The organism is Arcticibacter eurypsychrophilus (assembly GCF_001730525.1).
In the GTDB taxonomy this organism is placed as follows: domain Bacteria; phylum Bacteroidota; class Bacteroidia; order Sphingobacteriales; family Sphingobacteriaceae; genus Arcticibacter; species Arcticibacter eurypsychrophilus.
In genome coordinates, this window is record NZ_MDFN01000062.1 from 1 (window position 1) to 2,051 (window position 2,051).

A 2,051-nucleotide genomic window follows, 5' to 3' on the forward strand; every position below is an offset into this window, starting at 1 on the left:
GCCATCAAAGGCACGGTGCTGGATGTAGCCGTAGATCTTCGTGCCGGTTCAGCCACATTGGGCCAGCATGTCAGTGTACTGCTGAGCGCTGAAAACAAAAGACAGCTGTTCGTTCCCCGTGGTTTTGCCCATGGCTTTGCCGTGCTGAGCCCTGAAGCAGAGTTTTTTTATAAATGCGATAATTATTACCATAAAGCATCCGAAGAGTCATTGCTTTATAGTGATCCTGATCTGGCCATTGACTGGCAGCTTCCCTCAGGAGATATCCTGGTATCAGAAAAAGATCAGGTCAATGCGACCTTCCAAACCTTTAAAGAAAAATTAACACGATGAGCAAGATCCTGGTAATGGGAGCCTCCGGACAACTGGGCAGCTGCCTGAAAAAGGTTTCGGCCCAAAGATCAATACAAGATATCGCTTTTCCGGGAGAAGACAAGGGCAATATCCTGGATATGGCGGCCCTTGAAATCCTGTTTGAAAACGAACAACCACAATATGTGATCAACTGCGCGGCTTATACTGCCGTAGATAAAGCCGAAGATGAAGTAGATCTTGCCCGCAGGATAAACCGGGAAGGGGCAGAAAACCTGGCCCGTCTTTGCAGCCGTCATGATGCCATTCTGGTGCAGGTCTCCACAGACTTCGTCTTTGAAGGTAACGTTCCGCATCTGCTGACCGAAAGTGAGGAAACCCATCCGCTGAATGTGTACGGGCTGACTAAACTCGAAGGGGAGAACGCAGTGATCGCAGTGACGGCAAAACATTACATCATCCGCACCAGCTGGCTGTACTCAGAATATGGGAACAACTTTGTTAAAACGATGCTGAAGCTTGGCGCAGACCGTGATGAACTGAGCATCATAGCCGATCAGGTAGGCACCCCAACCTATGGAATTGACCTGGCAGATGCGATCCTGAGCATCATTGAATCCAAAAACGAATCCTATGGGATTTACCATTACAGTAATGAAGGAGTGACCTCCTGGTACGATTTTGCCAAAGCCATCTTTGACATCAGCGAAACACACGTACAGGTTCATCCGGTAACCACAGCAGAGTACCCGACAAAATCAGTACGCCCGGCCTTTTCGGTCATGAACAAAGCAAAGATCAAAAGCACCTTTGGATTAAAGATTCCGTATTGGCGGGACAGTCTAATCAAGTGCATCACGAAATTAAAAGAACAAGCATGAAAGGAATAATACTCGCAGGCGGCTCAGGCACCAGGCTTCACCCCCTGACTCTTGCAACCAGTAAACAAATGATGCCGGTATATGATAAGCCGATGATTTATTATCCGCTCTCTATATTGATGCTGGCGGGTATCAAAGAAATTCTGATCATCTCGACCCCTCATGACTTGCCAGGCTTTGAAAAGCTGTTAGGCGATGGGAGCAGACTGGGCTGCAAATTCTCGTATGCGGTACAGGCAGAGCCCAATGGACTGGCACAAGCCTTTGTAATCGGTGCAGACTTTGTGGGAACAGATAGTGTGGCCTTGATTTTAGGCGATAATATCTTCTATGGCGATGGTCTGTCACATTTATTGCAGGACCTGAGCGAACCAAAAGGAGGGATTGTATTTGCCTACCAGGTATCCGATCCGGAGCGTTATGGAGTAGTGGAATTTGACGCCAACAAAAAGGCGATCTCGATAGAGGAGAAACCCGAACATCCCAAATCCAACTACGCCGTACCGGGCTTGTATTTTTATGATAACTCGGTGATTGAGATAGCAAAAAACATCAAACCCTCTCCACGAGGAGAATATGAGATTACGGATGTGAACAAGGTTTACCTGGAACAAGGCAGACTGAAGGTAGGGGTATTAAGCCGTGGCACCGCCTGGCTGGATACAGGAACTTTTGAATCCCTGATGCAGGCCGGTCAGTTTGTACAGGTGATTGAAGACCGCCAGGGACTGAAGATCGGCTGTATCGAAGAAGTGGCTTACCGGATGGGATTTATCAATGCTGCGCAGCTTAAAGAAGCCGCTACCCCGCTTATTAAAAGTGGCTATGGACAGTATCTGATGAAATTGATTTAGAATC

3 protein-coding genes are annotated in these 2,051 nt (G+C 47.7%); all 3 read left to right on the forward strand.

The features are described 5' to 3' along the window. Positions 1-333, forward strand: a 333-nt coding sequence (locus BFL47_RS18925) for a dTDP-4-dehydrorhamnose 3,5-epimerase family protein (RefSeq protein WP_139125882.1), incomplete at its 5' end; no start/stop codon positions are given. Next, positions 330-1,193 carry a dTDP-4-dehydrorhamnose reductase gene (rfbD, locus tag BFL47_RS18930; protein ID WP_069661358.1) on the forward strand — a complete coding sequence of 288 codons (864 nt, stop codon included), beginning with the start codon at positions 330-332 and terminating at the stop codon, positions 1,191-1,193. The genes BFL47_RS18925 and rfbD, both read left to right, overlap by 4 nt. Then, positions 1,190-2,047, forward strand: a complete 858-nt coding sequence (gene rfbA, locus BFL47_RS18935; protein ID WP_069661359.1) for a glucose-1-phosphate thymidylyltransferase RfbA — start codon at positions 1,190-1,192, stop codon at positions 2,045-2,047. Before rfbD ends, rfbA begins: the two co-directional genes overlap by 4 nt. Positions 2,048-2,051 lie beyond the last annotated feature (4 nt).